Origin of the sequence: Waltera intestinalis (assembly GCF_009695995.1) — a bacterium.
Taxonomy (GTDB): domain Bacteria; phylum Bacillota; class Clostridia; order Lachnospirales; family Lachnospiraceae; genus Acetatifactor; species Acetatifactor intestinalis.
In genome coordinates, this window is sequence record NZ_VUMU01000003.1 from 253,701 (window position 1) to 275,721 (window position 22,021).

The window sequence follows — 22,021 nt, forward strand, 5'->3', positions numbered from 1 at the left end:
TAGGAAGTAACACAATGAAGAAAAAGACATTAGGACTTCTGGCAGCAATTTTAAGTGTATGTATGCTGGCAGGCTGCGGAGCAAAGGATACAGGAAACGGCTCAGAGACCGGAACTGCAACGGACAGTACCGCATTGAAGGATATGGATGTGGACAAATATGTGACCTTGGGCGAGTACAAGGGACTGGCAGCATCCGTAGACACTGTGGAAGTAGATGAGGATGAGTGGGACACTCTGGTCAACAATGTATATTATGAAAATATTACCGCGGAGAACGGAGGTATCATGGATCGTGCCGTGGAGACCGGAGACACCGTAAACATTGATTACGAAGGCAAAAAGGATGATGTGGCATTTGACGGCGGTACCGCACAGGGATACGATCTGACCATCGGTTCCGGAAGCTTTATTGCCGGATTCGAAGATGGACTGATCGGCGTGATGCCCGGCGAGACAGTGGATCTGGATCTTACATTCCCGGAGAACTATGGAAATTCTGATCTGGCAGGACAGGCTGTGGTATTTACGGTGACGGTAAATTATATTCAGCCCGCACAGGATGGGGAATTCAGTGATGAAGTCATCAGCAATTTCGGTATCGATGGTGTGACGAACGAGGAAGAACTCCGTCAGTACGCTTATGATTATCTGAATGAGAATGCACAGCAGAATTATGAGACCAATGTACAGCAGGCAGTGATGGATGCGTTTATGGCAAACAACACTTTTACCTCCGTACCGGAAGCACTGGTACAGAAATATTCCGATGCCGCAGAGAGCAGCATCACCTCCATGGCGTCTGCTTACGGCGTGGACGCAGACACATTTACCCAGTATTATTATGGACAGGATCTGGCAACCTTCCTGTCTACCTATGCTGAGCAGACTGCAAAGCAGGATATTGCCCTGCAGGCAGTGGCGAACAAAGAGAATCTGAACATTAGTGACGAAGAACTGGATCAGATGCTTCAGGACCGCGCAACAGCAGCCGGTTATGACACTATTGAGGAGTATATCGGAGAGACCTCCAGGGAAGATTACAGAGAGTACTTCCTCTACGACAAGGTGTTGGATTATCTGGTAGAAAATGCACAGATCACCAACAACTAAATTTTATTGATACGAACAGTATGCGACCGGCGAATAGGATGCGGGCCGGTTCAGATAGAGCACGTCGCAGCGTGCGGATAGGAAAGATTATGGAATTAACAGACATCAGAGAACTTCATCGGGAAAAAGACGTCTATATCGGCAAGGAGATCACCGTAGGCGGCTGGGTAAGGAACAATCGTGACTCCAAGAACTTCGGTTTCCTGGTGATCAACGACGGAACTTTTTTTGAGCCGTTACAGGTAGTATACGGCGACGGACTGGAAAATTTCCAGGAGATCTGCAAGATTAATGTCGGTGCAGCTGTTGTGATCCGTGGTACCATCGTGGCTACCCCCGAGGCAAAGCAGGCATTTGAGATGCAGGCAGCAGAAGTGATCGTGGAAGGACCTTCTACTGCAGATTATCCTTTACAGAAAAAGAGACACTCCTTCGAGTATCTGCGTACCATTTCTCACTTAAGAGCACGTACCAATACTTTCCAGGCAGTGTTCCGTGTCAGATCCCTGATCGCTTATGCGATCCATACCTTCTTCATGGAGAGAGGCTTTGTCTATGTGCATACCCCTCTGATCACCAGTAGTGACTGTGAGGGTGCCGGTGAGATGTTCCAGGTAACGACTCTGGACATGAACAATGTGCCTAAGACCGAGGACGGAAAAGTAGATTACACACAGGATTTCTTCGGCAAACCGGTAAACCTTACCGTAAGCGGACAGCTGGATGTAGAGACTTATGCTTTTGCATTCAAGAACGTATATACTTTCGGTCCCACCTTCCGTGCGGAGAATTCCAACACCACCCGTCATGCGGCTGAGTTCTGGATGATCGAGCCGGAGATCTGTTTTGCGGATCTGAAGGATGATATGATCCTGGCAGAGAGCATGTTAAAGTATGTCATTCGTTACGTATTGGAAAATGCTCCCGAAGAGATGGCATTTTTCAACCAGTTTGTAGATAAGGGACTGATCGAGAGATTACAGCATGTGGTAAATTCTGATTTCGGTCATGTAACCTACACTGAGGCGATCAAGATCCTGGAGAAGCACAACGATGAATTCGATTACAAGGTATTCTGGGGATGTGATCTGCAGACCGAGCATGAGAGATACCTGACGGAGAAAGAATTCAAGAGACCGGTATTCGTAACCGATTATCCGAAGGAGATCAAGGCGTTCTATATGAAGTTGAACGAAGACGGCAAGACCGTAGCAGCTATGGACTGCCTCGTACCCGGTATCGGCGAGATCATCGGCGGCAGCCAGCGTGAGGACAACCTGGAGATCCTGGAGAAGCGTATGGAAGAGCTGGGACTGAACAAGGAAGATTATCAGTTCTATCTGGATCTACGCCGTTACGGCTCTGCACGCCATGCAGGCTTTGGACTGGGCTTCGAACGTTGCGTAATGTATATCACCGGAATGGGCAACATCAGAGATGTTATTCCCTTCCCTCGTACTGTAAATAACTGCGATCTGTAGTATATCCGGAGTAACGTATCATTTTGAAAGATATGCGTTGGATGCTTGCATACATAAGCATATCTGACAAAATGTATGTTACGAAGTAACCACATGAGCAAAAGGAAAGCATCGCAGATGCGATTTTGCGAATGGGGTACTCCGGATATAGGGAAAATGGAGTATTAGATATTTATGAAAAAAACAACCGCCGGCAGAAAAGTGAATAACGTGAAGAGAAGACTTGTGAGTGCTCTTCTTTTGGCAGCGGTAACGCTGACTGCCACCGGCTCTGTCTGGGAATCCCCTGCGGAGACGGTGCAGGCGGCACCTTCTATGAACGAACTGCAGAACAGCATCAACAATCATCAGAACCAGCTGAATAACATCAACAGCCAGATCAATTCCTTACAGGATGAGCAGGATCTGGTGCAGGAGAAGATCGACGACCTGAATGCGGAGATCATCAACACCATGACCAGTATCGGTATGAAGGAGGATGAGATCGCTGAAAAGGAGACGGAGCTTTCCGACAAGCAGGTACAGATCGATCAGACCCAGGAAGAGTACAATATTGCCAAGGCACAGGAAGAGAAACAACATGACGATATGATCACACGCATGCGCATGATGTATGAAAATGATTCTTCCGAAAATTATGTAAACCTGTTATTTCAGGGCGGCGGCTTAAGCGGAATGCTGAACCGCATGGATTTCGTGGAGAGTGTCTACGAATACGACCGTCAGAAGCTTCAGGAGTACGAAGAGACTAAGGAGCAGGTGTTGGCACTGTGGAATCAGTTAGAGGAAGAGAAGACTCAATTGCAGGCTGATAAGGACCAGCTGGAGGCGGATAAGGCAGATCTGGAAAGCCAAAAGTCAGAGTTGGATGTCATGCTGGCGAAGAAGAAACAGGAATCTGCCAACTACGATGCTGAGATCAAGAAAGCAAAGCAGGAAGCTTCTGTGGCAAAAGCATTACTGCAGCAGGAGCAGAAACAGTTAAAACAGCTGCAGGCACAGGCACAGCGCGGCAACACCGCAGCAGCCACCGGAAGCTATACGACCACGAATTATACTTCTGTGATCGAAAATGCATCCGGCAGCGATATGGGAAAACGCCTGGCAAAATATGCCTGCCAGTACATAGGCAACCCTTATGTAGCAGGAGGAACCAGCCTGACCAATGGTGCAGACTGCTCCGGATTTACCTTCCGGATATACAGTGACTTCGGTTACAGTATTCCCCGTACTTCCTATGAGCAGAGAAGCTGCGGTACCGGTGTGGATTATAGCAGTGCACAGCCGGGAGATCTGATCTGTTATGATGGACATGTGGCAATGTATATCGGCGGAGGATTGATCGTACATGCCAGCACCCAGCGTACCGGAATCAAAGTGAGCAATGCAAATTATCGTCCGATCCTGGCAGTAAGACGAGTAGTATAAAAATAAATTTTTGACAATCGGGAATCCCTTGTTTCTGCGGAAAACAAGGGATTTTTTTGTGTGAATGAAAGTTCTTTTGTGAAAAATGCCGTATTTTATTCTTAGTAAAAAGGCATATAGACGTAGCATGGATAGCTATGGTAAGTTGAAAGCAATACAGAATATTCTATCTGAAACAGGCCGTTCGGCCGACATTTCCAATATTTATAAACAGAATGAATCATAGAACGGAGACAGATGACATACGAAAATTTTAAAAAGGAATTATATTGTGATGTGCAGGAAACGGAGGCAGCGCAAGGTAGGACCGTCCGCCTGCTGGAACAGCATATGGTGAGTTCGGATCCTGTTACGGTGCATATGATCAACATGATAAATCGGAGAATTTATGGGAGCGATATCATACCGGTTCGGGAAGATATGCTATGCATTTTATGGACCGTGGAAAAAGAGGAATATTTTCGTCATTGGCCGGTTCGGGTGTTGTATGAAAAATATCGCGGGGAGGGATGGCAGGGCGTATTGCCACAGATCCGGACAGCGTTTTCCGATATCGGAGAAGAGGAGCGCTTATGGCCGGGAGAGAATCTCAGATATACTGTCTGCAGGAAGCGTATGATCGTTCGCCCCATGAATTATGACCGGCACAGATGGGAGTTGGATAGTGCAGTGTATCGTAAGATAGGAGATGTCGCACTGGTGTTACATCTGACGACCGGTGAAAAACAGTCGGAGCAGCTTTCGGTACCGTTGACCCGCAATATAATATTTCCGTGGAAGATCACAGGGGATAAGCTGATTAAGGAAGCTATGGAAAACACTAGACGTAAAATGCCCCCGAGACTTTTTCTTGGCAGTGACAGACGCACATTTTTTCCATACGATCAGGGAGTACTTCTGCCGGAGGAGGAAGGGCAACAGACGCAGATCACACCGCGGGATCGCAGAGAGGGCAGGAACGGTTATCTGCTTACCACCACAGCCAGGGTGAACGGAGCAATTGCTTTTTTCTATCCCGGAGTGAGAGAAATTCTGGCACAAAAGCTGGACGGTGACTACTATGTGGTCTTTCCCAGTGTGCATGAGGCGGTCATTCATCCGGTGAACTGCATTCATGTTCGGGAGATCCGGGCATCCATACAACATATCAATGCAATCTATGGGGAAAGCGGAATGTTGTCGGACAGAGTTTTCTGCTATCACAAGAACAGGAGATTGCTGCAACTATTGTAAAACCACTTGTAAGCAAAGAATAAAATCGCTATACTGGAAACAAACAGTAGAAAGGCGGTGGAGAGGATGGAACCAATGACAGATAATGAATTAAAGAGTATTTTGATTGAGCAGTATACTAATTTGCAGCGTATCAAAAAGGCAAATGGTACAAAAGAGAATGAAGAGTTGGAGTATCAAATTAAAACAACGACCGCAAAATTATCAGCGATGAGCGTAAATGTGGAAGACTTGGCGTTGTAAGGTTAGTATTATAAATGAAATACAGATAAATAAATGAGGACATTCTGCTGACGCAGGGTGCCCTCATTTTATTATACGCATTCTTAAATTTAATAATATACAGCGGCACTTGCTGCTGCAGCACCGCCGATGACCGCTATTATGATCACTAAAATCACAACTACGATCAGAAAGCAGAAATAAGACCTTGCGAAGTTACGAAGATTTACGTTTTTTGTGCCACCGAAAGAAAATACCAACAACAGAATAAATCCGACAATGGGAATAGAGAATAAAATCTCATATCCGAAGTATCCCCACATGCTGATGGGACGGTATTCGTCCGGAAGATTATTGTAATCATTTGCCATAATAAGTACCACCTTTCCTCATAAGTGTGCGACAGACATAGGCTGTCCGGTTGCTTTTACATAAGCATTATACCACCGATTCGCGAAAAAAACATGCCCTTTCGTGGAAGACGGAAGAAAACCGGTACTTCCAAATAAAGTCTTTGACTGCACATTGCGTGCAGCTTTAGGCTGGAAAGGGAAGGTAAAAAATGGCATGACATTACGGGAAATCTGTGAAACACTCGGTGTATCCAGAAGAGCACTTCAAGGTTATGAAAAAGCGGGATTGGTGACGGCATCAGGTCGGAATAAGTATGGACATTTACTGTATGACAAAGATGCTGAAATGAGAATTGCGCAAATCAAGTTTTATCAGCAACTGGGTTTTACAATTAAGGAAATTACAAGGATCATTGATGCCCCGGAAGCTGAATTAAGATCAGCGCTGGAACAACGAGTGCAGAAGCTAAGAGAAGAAAAGACAGAAATGGACGAGCTGATTGAAAGAGCAAATCAGATAATTGCCAGACTGTCGGAGAAAACTGCTAGTAAAAAAAGTTATTTTGAAAGCGGAGGATAAGGAGATGGCTTTTTGTACCAACTGTGGAAAAGAACTGAGTTCTTTTACCGTGGTATGTCCGGCATGTGGGTGTGAAGTACAGGGCAGACAGGCGGCGGATTCGGTGAGAAAATTTTATGTGGATATTACCCATGCACAGACAACGAAGGAAAAAGCAGATCTGATCAAAAATTATCCCATACCAAACACCAAAGAGGATATTTTTGAATTCATGATGGCTGCTTCCTCAAATGTTCTAAGGGAAGAAGAAAAAGAGATATATGAGGCATGGCTTATAAAACTTGAGCAGACTTATCAGAAGGCGGAAATATTGTTTTCCGGAGACGGTGATTTCAAAAAGATACAACAGATTTACAACAACTGTGTTGAAAATATTGAAGCAGAAAATCAAAGAAAAATCAATATATTTGTATTTGAGACTGCGCTGCGGAACGGTATTTTTGGCGTTGGTATTGTTATTCTGGTTGCAGCAGTGATCGTAGACCGGACGGGAGGAAACGCTTCCCTTATGGAATTGGCAGGTGGGATCGTTTTGATTGCATCTGCAGCAGGACTTGTCAGAAGACAGTCGGCATCCATCGACTACCTGGTAAGTGCAGTGATCGGTCTGCTGATGCTCTGGCTGGCTTCCATGTTCTATAACGGGGCGTTGGTACAGCTTTGTGCAGGTATTGAATTGATTGTTACCGCAGTTAATTATTTTAAAAGCAGAAAACATTCTACGAAATGAAAAAAATAAGGCGGAGTGGAAAACTTCGAATGACAGGAGGAAAAAGGCATGAAATGTAAACATTGTGGTTCGGAATTTGAGGGAAAATTTTGCCCGGAATGCGGCACCAAAGCAGAGGCTGAGGCAACAACGGCATCACAGCCCATGCAGCAACAGCCGGGTGTGTCACAGCAGCCAAAGAAACCAATCTATAAAAGAGCGTGGTTTCTTTGCATCGTTATCATTTTGGTGTTGGGTGTAGTGGCTTCGGTTACTGCCAATAAAAAAGAAAAAACAGATTGGTCTGCAGTTATATTGAAAGAAGCAATACCGCAATTTCCTTCAAATCATGGAAGTATTCTCATAAACTCGGAGGAAGAATTGTGTGTAAGTCTGGAAAAGGTTACGGATGAGCAGTATAACAAATATTTGAATCAGTGCATGGAACAGGGATTTATTGTGGATACAAAAAAGTCCACATACTCCTATGATGCGTTTGATTCGGAAGGTTATTCTTTGAATCTGACCCATATTGATGACAATCTGACAATTACGGTTAAAGCACCTATGAAATTAGGAACCATCACCTGGCCCACCGGAACAGCGGGTGATCTTCTTCCGGAGCCATCTTCCACGACGGGGAAATTCAATTACGAGCATGATACGAACTTTTCTGTGTATGTAGGAGATACCAGTAAGGAAGAGTATGATGAATATGTAGCGGATTGCTCAGATTATGGCTTTGATGTTGATTATGATAAGGGAGAAAATTATTATAGGGCTTATAATGAAGAAGGTTACTATTTATCCCTGAGTTATGAAGGCAATAACATCATGTTGATTCGTATTGATGAGCCGGAGAAAGATGCCGGGGCGGTAGCTGACACTGAGAATACAGAACAAGAGACTGAGAAACCGGAGATGGGAAAGCCGGAAGAAAAAGAACCTATTACAGAGTCTAAGCCGGAAGAAGCCGCTGCAGAATCAAAAGCCGAAGAACAGAAGCAGGTCGTTGATTCTGGTAATGCTACTGTTGGTGAGGATGGACTTCGCAAAGACTTCAAAGAAGCGATGGACAGCTATGAGGCATTTATGAACGAATATTGTGACTTCATGGAGAAATATAGTAAGAATCCCACAGATCCCGGTCTTATCGCTGATTATATGAGCTACATGTCAAAGTATGATGATTTCACTAAGAAATTCGATCAGTGGGGCAGTGAGGATTTGAATGATGCGGAACTTGAGTACTACATAGAGGTTCAGACAAGAGTGTACGAAAGACTTGCGGAAGCGGAATATTAATTGATGTTAATGGTGAGCATTCTATCCCCTGAAATAAGATAACGACATAGGTATCCCTCAGACACTGTAAGAGCGTTCTGAGGGATATTTGCGTAATGATCAACATGCAAATTATAGATGTTGCGGAGACAATTGCAAAATGATATGCCATATTGAAAGGACTAAAATGCACCGGAAATTTGACGGTTTTAAGTGAAACAAAAAATGAAGCTAGAAGATATTTGGAGTATGAAATCGATTTTTAATAAATAACAAAGCACTCTGGGGTAGCAGCCCCAGAGTGCTTTGTTATCATTGTATATTATTTATAAGTGAATCTATTGCACATCGGGATTTTTCATCAGGAAATTCATGAATTTTCCCTCATCAGAACTGTCTGAGCAGAATAACTCAAGTTCATCACCATGCTGACCAAGCAAAGCAGCAATGGCAATATATTGGGAAAGTTTGCTCTTCAGATTAAAAATATCACCGTCTACGGATCTTAAAGTAACATCCCCTTTACAACTGTCAACAATAGCAAGAAACTCGTTTACCTGTTCGATTTTTGTTAATTTCATAAGAACCCTCCTTTTCGTATGTACGTGTAATATTTGTTAAAAACAAGGCTGTTATAAATATTATACTTTTTAGAGAAGATAATGCAAGTGATTATTTCGGAGTGAGACCATTATGGTGTGATTTCCACACCGGTGAAGTACATCGTGTCTACATCTCCTTCCTTGTAATCAAAGATGGCATCCCTCTGTTTGCCATCCAGAAGTCGTGTGTAGGCTTCCGGATAATCAGATTGGGAAATGGGAGCAGAGGAAAGTAAACCGGCGGAACGCAGCCGGAGCTTTGACTCTTTCACAAAAAAGTCCTCCCGTATGTTCAAAATTAATACTTGTAAAGTACAACTATTATATTTTGAAACAAAATATTTGTCAAATAACGGCTTAATTGTCAGGATGCATAACCCTCAGATACTTTTATACACTGTAAAAAAGTATCCTGAGGTGATGGACAACTGCGTTCACATTGATCCTGCTTCCGCGGTAGACATTTTAAATACGATCATACCCAATATAAAAAACAACGAAATCGCTCCCACTCCGATATTTACTTGTCCGGTTAATTGTGAAACAAGGCTGATCACGATCGTACCAAGGAAGGAAGCGCCTTTCCCACATATGTCCATAAGTCCAAAATATTCTCCTGTTTTCTCGGCAGGTATGATCTTGGTAAAATAAGATCTGGAAAGTGCCTGGATTCCGCCCTGGAACATTCCCACCAGAATTGCCAGAAACCAAAACTGCCACTGTTCTTTCAGAAACATCGCAAACACTGCAATCCCAAAATATGCTGTAATCCACCAGACCGCAAAAAATGGGAATAACACTATTCCATCTCTCATATGAGGATTTCAGCGTCAATGGATTAAGACAGAGTAATTGTGTAGACTTGTATAGAGTTGAAAATGGTGCAATGTGCGCCCCCCCGAGGAGCGCCTTAATGCAGCGCTTTGGTGGGGCAGGCTTTTGTGCATTCGTAACAGAGAATGCACTCAGTTCCGTTTTTTCGTTTACGAGATTCTTGGTTGACTTCGACATTCATAGGACAAACCTGCAGGCACTTGCCACAATGGACGCATTTATTTTCGTCACAATGGATGCGCAGAAGCGAAAAGTAGCTCATCGGCTTAAGAAATACCGTAACCGGACACAGATACTTGCAGAATGCGCGGTTATCTTTCAATACAAAGGCCAGCACAATACCGGCAATATAGTAAACTGCATTCCCTGCAAGAAACATCCGGAACATGATCTCCTCCAGATGAGCGATTTTCATCAAAAACAGACAGGAAACCACTGTCAGGGATAGCGCAAACATCACATAACGCAGAATGCCTAACTTTTCTTTTCGAGCCTTTTTCGGCTGCTTGTAAGGCAGAAAATCCAGCACCATAGCTGTCCAGCAGGCATAGCCGCACCATCCCCGCCCGAAGACCAGCGGGCCAAAAATCTTTGCCACCGAATAATGAATCGTTGCCGCCTCAAAAACGCCCAGAAACAGATAGTACCAAAAGCCTTCAATCTGCATATTTTCGCGGGAGATTATGCCGAGGTACAGCAACATATAGCTCCCTACTGCCAGTTGTACAAAATGTCGGGCATAGCATTTTCCGGCAGTAAAAAGAACTGTCCCTAATGCAAGACAGCCTCCGATGTAGCTGAAATTCAACAGATAAAACATGTTATCCTTTGCGATCCATAGTGCGACTGCCACTGCCTCAAATAACAAAAATAGCAGAACTGACGGCACATATTTGCGAAGCATTTTATTTTTTCTCATCATTATCCCATGCTCCTCCGGTTTCATTTTTTAAAATAATATTACCTTGCTTCATAAAATCCTACAATACATCATAAACGAATAGCATAAAATATACGACTGCATTTTGTAAGATCATTGTAAAAATTTACTGCAAGATACAATAATTGAAGATTTGTTAGGAATTTTTGGAGTAGTGCCAATCCCTATCATAACCCCTCAGATACTTTCATACACTGTAAAAAAGTATCCTGAGGGGTTTTCCTTTGAAAGACTATATTGAAGAACGAGCTATTGGGATAGCCAACTATATCATCGACCACAACGCCACAGTGCGGCAGACAGCGAAGGCGTTCGGCATCTCGAAAAGCACAGTACATAAGGACGTGACGGAGCGGCTGGTGCAGGTGAATCCGTCGTTGGCGAAGCAGGCAAGAAAGGTTCTGGATATCAACAAGTCTGAACGACATATCCGGGGCGGACTGGCTACCAGAGAAAAATATCTCCATCAGCACTAGATGTTCGGGCAGGCAATAGCTTCTGTACGGGAAAATATCTTGAAATGGCTGATGACACCTTATATAATGAATGCATATCACGTATTACATTTGTGAGGGGAGAATACGATGGCAACAGATTTTTTGAATGATGTACGGAGAGAGATCGAAGGACGGACAGTGAGGAAGGCAGATTTGCTTCCGCGAAGACCTATGCCTGCGGAGACAGCGAGGCAGTAAAAGAAGCTTATTACGAAGCCCTTTTAGAGAGTGGATTTATCGAGCTACAGCAGTATCTGGAAGGATTTGCTGTATATAAGATCGAGGATCCTTCAGAATATACCGTGGATGAAGAAGAGGAGATGTTCTATCTGGTGATCTGTGCAGAAAATGCACCGGAGGGAATTACAGTAACTGCGACCTTGGTGGATGAAAATTGGGACCCGGTGCAGGAGTAAAACAGAATACGTGAATACGACAAGGGACCCGGGCGAAAGCTTCCGGGTCCTTTTTAGAGGGAAAGTGTTTGTGGTTAGCTTATTGGGTGAGAGGAATTCTGTGGACCACCCTGCGATAGAGCTTCCACAGGAGCACAGCAGGGAAACTGATTGCCAGATATGCTGTGGATAAAAGTCCGGTAGCACCGCCTACGATTGCAATAATTAAAATTCCGATATTCATGATGGATTCCTCGCTTTTTTGTCAGTCTGTAAAGTGCTTGCTGATTCCTTCGAAAACTTTACATACCGTATTATAGTAAACAGATCTCCCCGGGTGAATAGTTTTGCCAGACCCTTAACACTATTTTTTCGGGTTATTTACAGAATCTTTGCAACACATTTACAGAATCTTAACGGGTGGAAACGATCCCGGGAGTTAGGTTTGCAATAGTAGGGAATATCAAGTATAATAGAAAAAAATGACTGTTGCTGACAAATGACAGTTTAAGAAAATGGGAGGTAGAATATGAGTATGACACTGGAACAGGCTAAGGAGAAGCTTGCAAAGTATGGTCAGGAACATGTTCTGAAGTATTACGGGGAACTTACCGAAGAAGAGAAGCGGGGGATTCTGGATCAGATCGAGGCTACAGATATGAGCATTTTGGAAGCTTGTAAGCACAAGGAGGATCTGGCGAAAAAAGGAGTGATCACTCCGCTTGCTGCAATGCAGTTAGATGAGATCGAGGCAAACAGAGAGAATTTTACGGCAACCGGTATCGAGACGATCCGTCAGGGGAAGGTAGCAGCGGTTCTGTTAGCAGGCGGCATGGGTACCAGATTAGGCTCTGACAATCCCAAGGGAATGTACAATGTGGGACTGACCCATGAGCTGTATATTTTTGAGTGTCTGATCAATAATCTGCTGGAAGTCGTACATCAGGCAGATGCATGGATCCATCTGTTTGTGATGACCAGTGATAAGAATAATGATGCCACCATCGCCTTTTTACAGGAACATGACTATTTCGGATACAAGGCGGAGTATGTGCACTTTTTCAAGCAGGAGATGGCGGCGGCTACCGATTACGAGGGTAAGATTTATCTGGAGGAGAAGGGCAAGCTGTCCACCTCTCCCAACGGCAACGGCGGATGGTTCATTTCCATGAAAAATAACGGCATGCTGGATATCGTACATAACGAGGGAATTGAATGGCTGAATGTATTTGCCGTGGACAACGTCCTGCAGCGTATCGCGGATCCCTGCTTTATCGGTGCTACGATCCAGAGAGGCTGTGTCGTAGGCTCCAAGGTGGTCCGCAAGAATGCGCCGGATGAAAAAGTAGGCGTTATGTGCTTAGAGGACGGCAGACCTTCCATCGTGGAGTACTATGAGCTGACCGATGAACTGATGAATGCGAAGGATGAGAAGGGCGAACCCGCGTATAACTACGGAGTTATCCTGAATTATCTCTTCAAAGTACAGGACCTGGAGAAGATCATGGAAGAAAAAATGCCCCTGCACATTGTAGAGAAAAAGATCCCGTATCTGGATGAGAACGGAGAACCGGTGAAGCCGGAGACTCCCAACGGCTACAAATTCGAGAGCCTGGTACTGGATATGATCCACCAGATGGACAGCTGTCTGCCCTTCGAGGTAGTCAGAAGAAAAGAATTCGCCCCCATCAAGAATAAAACCGGTGTGGATTCGGTGGAGAGTGCAAGAGAACTGCTCGTTGAGAATGGCGTTGTGCTGTAAACATTTCGACAGCTTTTCACAACATAAGGTTATTGAGGAAACAACAGAATTACAGTAATCTGATACTGTAAGAAACGAAGAAATAATCTCATCCGGATCTGACAGATGAGAGATCGTGCGGTCGCAGCAGTGAACAAATGGTATTGTCCGGTATGCGGCGGATAGGAGAGAGTATGAGAATTTTGGTAACAGGTGGTGCCGGATTCATCGGCAGTCATACCGTGGTGGAATTACAGCAGGCAGGCTATGATGTTGTTGTATTGGATAATCTCTGCAATGCAAGTGAGAAAGTGATCCCCAGAGTAGAAGCCATCACCGGCAAAAAGGTTCCTTTTTATAAGGCAGACATTCTGGATCGTGAAGCGCTGGAGGAGATCTTTAGCAAGGAGCAGATCGATGCAGTCATCCATTTTGCAGGACTGAAGGCAGTCGGCGAGTCCGTACAGAAGCCCTGGGAATATTACGAGAACAATATTGCAGGTACATTGACTCTGGTAGATGTTATGAGAAAACACGGTGTGAAGAGCATCATCTTCTCTTCCAGCGCTACCGTATATGGTAATCCCGCATTTGTCCCCATCACAGAGGAATGCCCCAAGGGACAGTGCACCAACCCTTACGGCTGGACCAAATCCATGCTTGAGCAGATCCTGACCGATATCCAGAAGGCAGATCCCGAATGGAACGTGATCCTGCTTCGTTACTTCAACCCGATCGGAGCACACAAGAGCGGCACCATCGGTGAGAACCCCAATGGTATCCCCAACAACCTGATGCCTTACATCACACAGGTGGCAGTTGGCAAGCTGAAAGAGCTGGGTGTCTTCGGTGATGATTATGATACCCCCGACGGAACCGGCGTGCGTGATTACATTCACGTAGTAGACCTGGCAAAGGGTCATGTGAAGGCTCTGAAGAAGATCGAGGAGAATGCAGGACTGAAGATCTACAACCTGGGAACCGGCGTAGGCTACAGCGTTCTGGATATTGTGAAGAACTTTGAAGCAGCTACCGGTGTGAAGATTCCCTATGTGATCAAGCCCCGTCGTGCAGGCGATATCGCTACCTGTTATTCCGATGCTTCTCTGGCAGAGAAGGAGCTTGGTTGGAAAGCGGAGAACGGCATCAAGGAAATGTGTGAAGATTCCTGGAGATGGCAGAAGAACAATCCCAACGGATACGAAGAATAAATAAAACTTAGAAGACCGTATGGTAAAATACCACACGGTCTTCTTTTTGTATAGCGGTCACATTACTGAGATCATGCGACATACAGATACATGAAGATAAAGTGGCAGATACTTCCGCCCATGACAAATAAATGGAATACTTCGTGGGAGCCGAAGAACTTATGCTTTGCATTGAAGATCGGCAGCTTCAGGGCATAGATGACACCGCCAACGGTGTAGATGATGCCGCCCGCCAGCAGCCACAGAAACGCAGGCGCTGACAGGGTCTTAAGCAAAGGTCCGAATACCAGAACGCATACCCAGCCCATGGCAATATAGATCACGGAAGAAAACCATTTGGGACAGGTGATCCAGCAGGCTTTTACCAGCATGCCGACAGCGGCGATACCCCACACCAGGGCAAGCAGGGTATAACCTAATTTTCCACCAAGCACGATCAGACATACCGGAGTATAGGATCCGGCGATCAGTACGAAGATCATCATGTGGTCCAGTTTACGAAAGACACGCAGACTTCTTCCGGTGAGGTCTACGGAATGATAGGTGGCACTGGCGCCGTACAACAGGATCATACTTCCCATAAAGATCGCCATCGCCAGGAAATTTTCCCATCCGGATTGGATTCCGGCCTTGACTAACAGCGGAACAGTTGCGAAAACAGCCATCATCATGGCAATAAAATGTGTAATGGCACTTCCGGGTTCTCTGATTGTGATCTGCATAATATACTCCTCCTTTTTAGAACATTCTATCCGCAAAACAGATGCATTATTCATTAGAATAACAACACATGCTTTTGTAAACTTCTACACGTAGTATTAAATACTACATCTAACAAAGCAAATACTACCGCAGAAAAAAGGAAAAGTCAATAGCAATTATCAGTCTTCTTCGATTACCTGTATTTCCAGATAGTCGAAATCAATAGATTCCACAAAACTGTCCTGGGTAAAACGGGTCTTGTTATGCCGTTTGAAATCAGAAATGTTCAGATCCAGCCAGATGGGCGTACCAAGATCAAACTGATGGCAGACTTCGTCGAGAGAGTGAAAAACTTTATGGGTACGGGTATCATCGCTGCCGTCCTCGATACAAATATCTTTCAGCATATGATTATTTTGAAATATTTTAGCCCACAGACGAAACATGGAAAATCTCCTTATAAACTTATCATTAAGAAATGGTGGTACAAAGGATTCTTTGCTTATAGATTATAATCGCAAGAAGAATTACCTGCAAGTAAAAAGCAATAAAACTGCCCAATCAATCTTAAAAAATGATAAAGGTTTTGTTAAAATTATACATTTTTAAAAGGAGGTATGCTATAATTATCATAAGTACATTTACGAATACGGAATTTTCGTGACGAAAAAGCGTCTATAGAAGTAAGAAATATGACAAAATGGTCGCAGAGCCTTCTGTGACAGAAGAGATTGAGAGGGAATATGGAATTTAAGGTTGAAAATGGGGATGGAATCGATAGCTGGAAGGAGGTTACGCTGGTATACAGTGCGGCGCTGCGTCAGATGGAGACGAAGATGCAGATCCTGAATGATGAATTCCAGCATGTACATCAGTACAATCCGATCGAACATATTAAGGCACGGATCAAGACACCCGAAAGTATTGTCAAGAAATTGAAACGTTACGGACAGGAATCTACGATAGATAATATGGTAAAGTACATAAATGACATTGCGGGAATCCGCATTATTTGTTCTTTTACGTCCGATATCTACCGGATCGCGGACATGATCCGGGATCAGAGAGATATTAAGGTGATCGCTGTGAAAGATTACATTACTTATCCCAAGGCCAGCGGTTACAAAAGCTATCACATGATCGTAAGCATACCTGTATATTTGTCGGATCGTACAGTGGATACGAAGGTAGAAGTACAGATCCGTACAGTAGCCATGGATTTCTGGGCCAGCCTGGAGCATAAGATTCATTACAAATTCGAAGGAGATGCACCGGAGAATATCAAAAACGAACTGGTGGAATGTGCGCGCATGGTATCGGATCTGGATGCAAGGATGCTGTCTCTGAACGAAGAGATCCTGGCAATCAGCAAAAAGAGAGAAGAGGAAAAACAATTAAATAGCGGAACATCCAAATAATGCAAAAGCTTCTGCTGGTGACATGCAAAACCCCCATAAAATGAGGAGTGCCCAGACACCTTTCGGCGCCTGGGCTATTATGAAAAAATTTATCTTATATGCTTTGTTATTCGGAATTCTTATCTCTTCCTTGACTGTAACTAAAGTATACCAATCGATTATGAACAAATTATGAACACGATGTGAAAACTTGGTGAATTTTACGAAAAAGCACAGAAACAGAAAAACAAATTGTACAAATTGCATAAAAACGAACATGCTTTGAAAACGCAGTATTCCTGGGGTTTTGGTTGTAACCGTGGGAGAAACATGGTAAAATAGGAGCAGTTGAAACGGAAAAAGGTTCACATGAGGGACGAATATGTTTGGAGGAAAATGGATGGATACTTTTATGGATAAACTTGCGCAAAAGCTGAATGCCCAGGAGATGATCAAGGCCAACTCCGCAGCGGATGCAGAGGAAATGGATCAGCTGAAGAATCAGCTGCGGGAATATGACGAATGCCTGGCGCAGATGCAGCAGGTCAATAAGGAACTGAGAGCAGTCAATCATGCGATGGAGACACTGATGTCCGAGACGATTGCTCCGGAGGTGACAAAGCTTTCCGAGGAAAGCGTAGCTGCCATTCGCAAGATGCAGCAGGAGAATACGGAAAAGCTGCAGGAGCTGCAGCAGGAATATACCACAAAGCTGGAGGAGATCCGACAGAACACGGAAGAACTGGAGGAATTGCGCAAACATCTGGATGAGAAACTGGACGGAAGTGATGAGAACGTCCATAAGGAGTGTGTAAAGGTATACCGCAATGTGCAGGCGGCTGTGGTGGAGGAAAATGAGAAGCAGACCGAAGCGATCGCAGGCAAGATCAAAGAAAGCCTGAACGGTAAATTAAACGGTGTGTTGGGAGTATCGATCGCTGCACTGTTGGTAGCTGCGGCAGATATTGTACTGCATGTATTGAATATTCTTCATATCTTCTAGAAAATACGGAAAACGAGGTTAACTATGGGTAAAGAACTTTGGAAGCCGGGCAATATGTTATATCCGCTGCCGGCGGTCATGGTAAGTCTGGCGGATCAGGAGGGGCATCCCAACATTATCACCCTGGCCTGGGTGGGAACAGTATGTACCAATCCGCCCATGGTATCGATCTCCGTGCGTCCGGAGCGATATTCCTATCCGATTCTGAAGGAGACCGGAGAGTTTGTGATCAATCTGACTACGAAGGAACTGGTCTACGCCACGGACTACTGCGGCGTCAGAAGTGGACGGGATGTGGATAAATTTAAAGAGATGAAGCTTACGGCAGTCCCTGCATCCGTGGTGAAAGCGCCGATGATCGGCGAGAGCCCCGTGAACATCGAATGCAAGGTACGCCAGATCATGCCGTTGGGATCCCACGATATGTTTCTGGCGGATGTGGTAGCTGTTCATGCTGACGAAAAATATATGGACGAGAACCACAAGTTCCATCTGGAACAGGCGGAACCGATCATGTATTCCCATGGATCCTACTTTGGCTGCGGAGAATTATTGGGCACATTCGGGTACAGTGTCCGGAAAAAAAGAACTTGACGTTTGGCACCAAGTCGGATATCATAAACGTAAATATTTATTTACTACGAAGAAGTAGCATCAGACAGGCGTCTGGTGCTTTTTTTATGCGGAAAGTCTGGGTGAGTGTATGACACAGTTGGATAAAAACATAGCATTGAATCTCAAAAGAATTCGTAAGTCCAAAAATATGAGTCTGGATATGCTGGCAGAACGCACCGGAGTGAGTAAAAGCATGCTGGGACAGATCGAACGGGGAGAATCCAATCCCACGGTGTCCACTATAGGAAAAATCGTGGAGGGTTTGAAGGTGCCTTTCGAGCAGCTGATCTATGACAGAAAAGAGATCATGGTCATGCCCTCTCCGGAGGAGGCACCGGTCTTCAAGGAAAAGGAAGGCCAGTACCGGATCTATGTGATGCTTCCGTTTGATGCCGGCAGGAATTTTGAAATCTATCAGGGAGAACTGGACGGAAAAGCACAGATGGAAAGTGAATCCTACGGAGAACAGACATGGGAGTATCTGACGGTAGTATCCGGTGAGATCGAGCTTATACTGGACGATCAGAGTTTTCATGTAAAAAGGGGAAGCTCACTTTATTTTGCATGTGACAGAAAACATGTATACCGAAATGCCGGTGAAGAAAAAGCGGTATGCAATATGATCATCACCACACAGCATTAAACAAAACTTCCACGTTTTACAGCATCCTTTCCGTATTTTGCACGGATATCATCCAGAGCAGCATCCAGCTTCTGCTGTTTCTCAGAGCGTGGTGTGGTGTAATCAAACAGACTGAGCTGGATCGGTTCATCCTCGGGTACCAGCTTAGAGGTGCGTACGCCCAACAGCCGGATGGGAGTTCCGTCCCACAGTTCGCCAAATAGGGAAACAGCACTTTCCAACAACAGATCCGGAGAGGCGGTAGGGACGGCCAGGGGCATCTGGTGAGAAACATTGCGAAAATCGCTGTAGCGGATCTCGGTACATACCTGGCCTGCCAGCTGATGGGAGGAGCGCAGGCGCTGCCCCACGGATTCACAGAGGGACAGTAATACCTTACGTGCGTCCTCTTCCGTCAGAGCATCACTGCTTAACGTGGTGGAATTGCCGATCCCTTTTGCTTTGGAAGGAACGAGTGCCACAACGGAATCGTCTATGCCATTGGCATATTTCCACAGACTACGGCCGTGGCTCTTGAGATGCGATTCCAAAATGACAGGGTCTGTCTTCGCCAGGTCACCTATGGTGAGGATCCCCAGTTTCCGAAGTGTTTCCGCACTGGAGTGTCCGCAGGTGAACAGGGTAGAGACGGGAAGCGGCCACATCTTTTCCGGGATCTCTTCCTGATATAAGGTATGTGTCTTATCCGGTTTTTGAAAATCCGAAGCCATCTTGGCCAGGACCTTTCGGTCCGAAATCCCAACATTTACAGTAAAATGAAATTTTTCCCGCACAGAATCACGAATGTAAGCAGCGGCAGCTTCCGGAGAGGAATACTGCGCCGCGATCGGGGAATAATCCATATAACATTCATCAATGCTGACCTGTTCAATGTCCGGGCAGATACCCGACAGATGTTCCATGAGCAGCCGGCTTTTTTCGCGGTACATGGAATGATCCGGAGAGGCCATGACCAGATGAGGACATTTCCGCAGGGCGTTGACCACAGGCTCCCCCGTAGTGATACCGAAGGCCTTGGCGGGGATGGATTTGGCCAGTACGACGCCATGTCTGGTGGAAGTATCGCCCCCCACAATGGCGGGAATGGTGCGCAGATCCACGGAATCTCCCTGCGCCAGACGCTCCAGTGCCGTCCAGCTTAAAAAGGCGGAATTAACATCAATATGAAAAATAAGACGATCGCGGTCCGGCATAGGCAGCTCCTCTCTGCAAAACTTTTTCCGATATAGTTAGTATAGCATAGAATACGTCGGCGGAAAACATATAAATCGAACAGATATTCTTGCTTTACAAGGCATATAAATGCTGATAGAATCTATATGTTACAAAGTTATTACAACAGATCGGCATAAAAAAGTCCTATGTGGACATACTGATATAGATACAATAGATTGAGAAGGAATCCATGAAGAAACTGACATCTTACTCGAAGAGAGTAAAATATACATATGTGAAAACCACGCTGGTAACTATTTTTGTGAGTCTTTTTTTCCTAAAAGGATATACAGTGTTTGAGAAGACCGGAGAAAATTACTTTCATGTATTTTTGAACGGAACGGAGATCGGAACCGTAGGCGAAGCGGACAGAGCCGAACAGCTTTTACAGGAAGCCAGAAGAAATATCGCTTCCCAGAGCGAGGATATGATTTTTATAGACGCAGATCTGAAGCTTGTGGGCGAAGAAGCTTTGTGGGGCACACTGACAGGGGAAGATACCATGCTGGCAGCCATGGAGCGTGAGCTGGAGAGCAGTATCCGTGAGACATCCCACAGATCTTATACTATGAAGGTAAATGAATACATGGTTAACCTGTCCAGTGTGGATGAGGTGAAATCTCTGCTGCAGGCAGCAGTGGACAAATATGATTCGGAAGAAAAATTCAGTGTGGAACTGACGCATGATGCACAGAAGGAATTCAATGTGCTTACCACAGAAGTGGTGAATCGTCAGGAACTGACCGCACAGGAAGAGCAGAAGGAAGAAGCCATCTATGCAGGTGGTGTACAGACAGCCTTGGATCAGGCCGGCGCCCAGGCAGATCAACAGGAAGAAAAGGATTTCGAGGACTACGAGCTGGGTCTGATGACTATGGATTTTGCGGAGAAGGTAGAGATCGTGGAAACCTATCTTCCGGAGAATATGCTGACGCCGTTGGATCAGGCGATCGAGGATGTGATCAAGGATCAGGAGACTCCCGGTGAATATGAGGTGGTCAGTGGAGATACCCTGTCCGAGATCTCCATCAAAGTCAACATTCCCATTGATCAGATCATTGCCATGAACAGTGAGACACTGACAGATGAAAATTCTACGATCCGTGTGGGAGACAAGCTGATCATCACCGTTCCCGAGCCGGAATTGTCCGTAGAACGTATGGAACAGAATTATTATGAAGAAGTCTACGATGCGGATGTGATTTATGTGGACAACGATTCCTGGTATACGACGCAGACCAAGGTGCTGCAGCAGCCTTCCGCCGGATTCCGTCGCGTGGTGGCAGACGTATCCTATCTGAATGACAGAGAGGTGACCAGGGATATCCTGAAAGAAGAAGTAGTCATGGAGGCGGTTCCCAAGATCGTAGAACGGGGAACCAAGATTCCTCCCACCTATATCAAACCGATCTCCGGCGGACGTCAGTCGTCCGGATTTGGACGGAGAAAGTCACCTACCAAGGGTGCCAGCAGCTATCATAAGGGCGTTGACTGGTCAGTTCCTACCGGAACTGCAGTGTTTGCTTCCTGCGGCGGAACCGTTGTGAAAGCCGGATGGGGAAGCGGATACGGTTATTGTGTCTACATTAACCATGAGGACGGCAGACAGACCAGATACGGTCATTTGAGCAAGGTACTGGTCAAGGCCGGACAGACAGTAAAGCAGGGAGAACGTATCGCACTCAGCGGAAATACCGGTATCAGTACGGGACCTCATCTTCATTTTGAGATTCTGATTAACGGCAGCCAGGTGAACCCGCTCAAGTACCTGAATTAGGGTGTTGTATTTACAAATCTCCCAAAATGTGGTATAAGTGCTTAAGA

Annotated in this window: 24 protein-coding genes and 1 pseudogene; 16 read left to right on the plus strand and 9 right to left on the minus strand. The window is 45.3% G+C overall.

Features of this window, described 5'->3' with window-relative positions:
• Positions 1-14 precede the first annotated feature (14 nt).
• The 5 genes from tig (at position 15) to FYJ59_RS13885 (ending at position 5,497) form a co-directional block, all read left to right on the plus strand.
• Complete coding sequence (tig, locus tag FYJ59_RS04535; protein ID WP_154495534.1) at positions 15-1,112, plus strand: trigger factor; 1,098 nt, start codon at positions 15-17, stop codon at positions 1,110-1,112.
• Positions 1,113-1,201: 89 nt separating this feature from the next.
• Positions 1,202-2,593, plus strand: coding sequence for an asparagine--tRNA ligase (asnS, locus tag FYJ59_RS04540; protein WP_022153662.1), 1,392 nt, complete (start codon positions 1,202-1,204; stop codon positions 2,591-2,593).
• A gap of 174 nt (positions 2,594-2,767) precedes the next feature.
• Positions 2,768-4,021: a C40 family peptidase gene (locus FYJ59_RS04545; protein ID WP_154495536.1), complete on the plus strand. Its 1,254-nt coding sequence runs from the start codon at positions 2,768-2,770 to the stop codon at positions 4,019-4,021.
• A gap of 237 nt (positions 4,022-4,258) precedes the next feature.
• Positions 4,259-5,254 (plus strand): DUF5688 family protein, encoded by a 996-nt coding sequence (locus FYJ59_RS04550; RefSeq protein WP_154495538.1) that lies wholly within the window; start codon positions 4,259-4,261, stop codon positions 5,252-5,254.
• Positions 5,255-5,329: 75 nt separating this feature from the next.
• Positions 5,330-5,497: a hypothetical protein gene (locus FYJ59_RS13885; protein WP_205839452.1), complete on the plus strand. Its 168-nt coding sequence runs from the start codon at positions 5,330-5,332 to the stop codon at positions 5,495-5,497.
• A gap of 89 nt (positions 5,498-5,586) precedes the next feature.
• On the opposite strand, the gene FYJ59_RS04555 is transcribed toward FYJ59_RS13885, so the two are convergent.
• Positions 5,587-5,847, minus strand: coding sequence for an ABC transporter permease (locus tag FYJ59_RS04555; protein WP_154495540.1), 261 nt, complete (start codon positions 5,845-5,847; stop codon positions 5,587-5,589).
• A 103-nt stretch (positions 5,848-5,950) separates the two neighbouring features.
• Between FYJ59_RS04555 and FYJ59_RS04560 the strand changes: the two genes are divergently transcribed.
• The 3 genes from FYJ59_RS04560 to FYJ59_RS04570 are packed head-to-tail and all read left to right on the plus strand — an operon-like array spanning position 5,951 to position 8,423.
• Positions 5,951-6,409 carry a MerR family transcriptional regulator gene (locus FYJ59_RS04560; RefSeq protein WP_154495542.1) on the plus strand — a complete coding sequence of 153 codons (459 nt, stop codon included), beginning with the start codon at positions 5,951-5,953 and terminating at the stop codon, positions 6,407-6,409.
• 4 nt (positions 6,410-6,413) lie between these two features.
• A complete protein-coding gene (locus tag FYJ59_RS04565) occupies positions 6,414-7,139 on the plus strand; it encodes a zinc ribbon domain-containing protein (RefSeq protein ID WP_154495544.1) in 726 nt (241 codons plus the stop codon).
• 48 nt (positions 7,140-7,187) lie between these two features.
• A complete protein-coding gene (locus FYJ59_RS04570; RefSeq protein WP_154495546.1) occupies positions 7,188-8,423 on the plus strand; it encodes a DUF6591 domain-containing protein in 1,236 nt (411 codons plus the stop codon).
• A gap of 317 nt (positions 8,424-8,740) precedes the next feature.
• Here the strand turns inward: FYJ59_RS04570 and FYJ59_RS04575 are convergent, their stop codons facing one another.
• The 4 genes and pseudogenes from FYJ59_RS04575 to FYJ59_RS04590 all read right to left on the minus strand — a co-directional run bounded on the left by FYJ59_RS04575 (position 8,741) and on the right by FYJ59_RS04590 (position 10,760).
• Entirely contained in the window at positions 8,741-8,983 is a 243-nt protein-coding gene (locus FYJ59_RS04575) for a polya polymerase (RefSeq protein WP_154495548.1), read from the minus strand.
• 110 nt (positions 8,984-9,093) lie between these two features.
• Entirely contained in the window at positions 9,094-9,276 is a 183-nt protein-coding gene (locus FYJ59_RS04580; protein ID WP_154495550.1) for a hypothetical protein, read from the minus strand.
• Between the two features lie 162 nt (positions 9,277-9,438).
• A pseudogene (locus FYJ59_RS04585) lies at positions 9,439-9,774 on the minus strand (MFS transporter); the annotation flags it as partial.
• A 140-nt stretch (positions 9,775-9,914) separates the two neighbouring features.
• On the minus strand, positions 9,915-10,760 hold the full coding sequence (locus FYJ59_RS04590) for a 4Fe-4S binding protein (protein ID WP_154495554.1): 846 nt from the start codon (positions 10,758-10,760) through the stop codon (positions 9,915-9,917).
• A gap of 242 nt (positions 10,761-11,002) precedes the next feature.
• On the opposite strand from FYJ59_RS04590, the gene spoIIID reads away from it, so the two are divergent.
• The gene (gene spoIIID / locus FYJ59_RS04595; RefSeq protein ID WP_022153310.1) at positions 11,003-11,254 is read left to right on the plus strand and encodes a sporulation transcriptional regulator SpoIIID; all 252 of its coding nucleotides are present in this window, start codon (positions 11,003-11,005) and stop codon (positions 11,252-11,254) included.
• A 516-nt stretch (positions 11,255-11,770) separates the two neighbouring features.
• On the opposite strand, the gene FYJ59_RS13890 is transcribed toward spoIIID, so the two are convergent.
• The gene (locus tag FYJ59_RS13890; RefSeq protein ID WP_022153308.1) at positions 11,771-11,914 is read right to left on the minus strand and encodes a hypothetical protein; all 144 of its coding nucleotides are present in this window, start codon (positions 11,912-11,914) and stop codon (positions 11,771-11,773) included.
• Between the two features lie 291 nt (positions 11,915-12,205).
• Here FYJ59_RS13890 and FYJ59_RS04600 point away from each other — a divergent pair, with 291 nt between their 5' ends.
• Both FYJ59_RS04600 and galE read left to right on the plus strand, forming a co-directional pair.
• Positions 12,206-13,432, plus strand: a complete 1,227-nt coding sequence (locus FYJ59_RS04600; RefSeq protein WP_154495604.1) for a UTP--glucose-1-phosphate uridylyltransferase — start codon at positions 12,206-12,208, stop codon at positions 13,430-13,432.
• 173 nt (positions 13,433-13,605) lie between these two features.
• Entirely contained in the window at positions 13,606-14,622 is a 1,017-nt protein-coding gene (gene galE / locus FYJ59_RS04605; protein WP_022153306.1) for a UDP-glucose 4-epimerase GalE, read from the plus strand.
• A 71-nt stretch (positions 14,623-14,693) separates the two neighbouring features.
• Here galE and trhA read toward each other — a convergent pair whose 3' ends face one another.
• A complete protein-coding gene (trhA, locus tag FYJ59_RS04610) occupies positions 14,694-15,344 on the minus strand; it encodes a PAQR family membrane homeostasis protein TrhA (RefSeq protein WP_154495556.1) in 651 nt (216 codons plus the stop codon).
• A 159-nt stretch (positions 15,345-15,503) separates the two neighbouring features.
• Positions 15,504-15,770: a hypothetical protein gene (locus FYJ59_RS04615; RefSeq protein WP_022153304.1), complete on the minus strand. Its 267-nt coding sequence runs from the start codon at positions 15,768-15,770 to the stop codon at positions 15,504-15,506.
• A gap of 297 nt (positions 15,771-16,067) precedes the next feature.
• On the opposite strand from FYJ59_RS04615, the gene FYJ59_RS04620 reads away from it, so the two are divergent.
• From FYJ59_RS04620 to FYJ59_RS04635, 4 genes are all read left to right on the plus strand, one after another.
• Entirely contained in the window at positions 16,068-16,742 is a 675-nt protein-coding gene (locus tag FYJ59_RS04620) for a GTP pyrophosphokinase (RefSeq protein WP_118546647.1), read from the plus strand.
• 379 nt (positions 16,743-17,121) lie between these two features.
• Positions 17,122-17,724, plus strand: coding sequence for a hypothetical protein (locus FYJ59_RS04625; protein WP_154495558.1), 603 nt, complete (start codon positions 17,122-17,124; stop codon positions 17,722-17,724).
• A 24-nt stretch (positions 17,725-17,748) separates the two neighbouring features.
• On the plus strand, positions 17,749-18,318 hold the full coding sequence (locus tag FYJ59_RS04630; protein ID WP_022153301.1) for a flavin reductase family protein: 570 nt from the start codon (positions 17,749-17,751) through the stop codon (positions 18,316-18,318).
• Between the two features lie 109 nt (positions 18,319-18,427).
• Positions 18,428-18,982: a helix-turn-helix domain-containing protein gene (locus FYJ59_RS04635; RefSeq protein ID WP_118552190.1), complete on the plus strand. Its 555-nt coding sequence runs from the start codon at positions 18,428-18,430 to the stop codon at positions 18,980-18,982.
• On the opposite strand, the gene FYJ59_RS04640 is transcribed toward FYJ59_RS04635, so the two are convergent.
• On the minus strand, positions 18,979-20,175 hold the full coding sequence (locus FYJ59_RS04640; protein ID WP_154495560.1) for a DNA polymerase Y family protein: 1,197 nt from the start codon (positions 20,173-20,175) through the stop codon (positions 18,979-18,981). The two genes, FYJ59_RS04635 and FYJ59_RS04640, sit on opposite strands and share 4 nt — an antisense overlap.
• A 212-nt stretch (positions 20,176-20,387) precedes the next feature.
• Here FYJ59_RS04640 and FYJ59_RS04645 point away from each other — a divergent pair, with 212 nt between their 5' ends.
• Entirely contained in the window at positions 20,388-21,974 is a 1,587-nt protein-coding gene (locus tag FYJ59_RS04645; protein ID WP_154495562.1) for a peptidoglycan DD-metalloendopeptidase family protein, read from the plus strand.
• Positions 21,975-22,021: the final 47 nt, after the last annotated feature.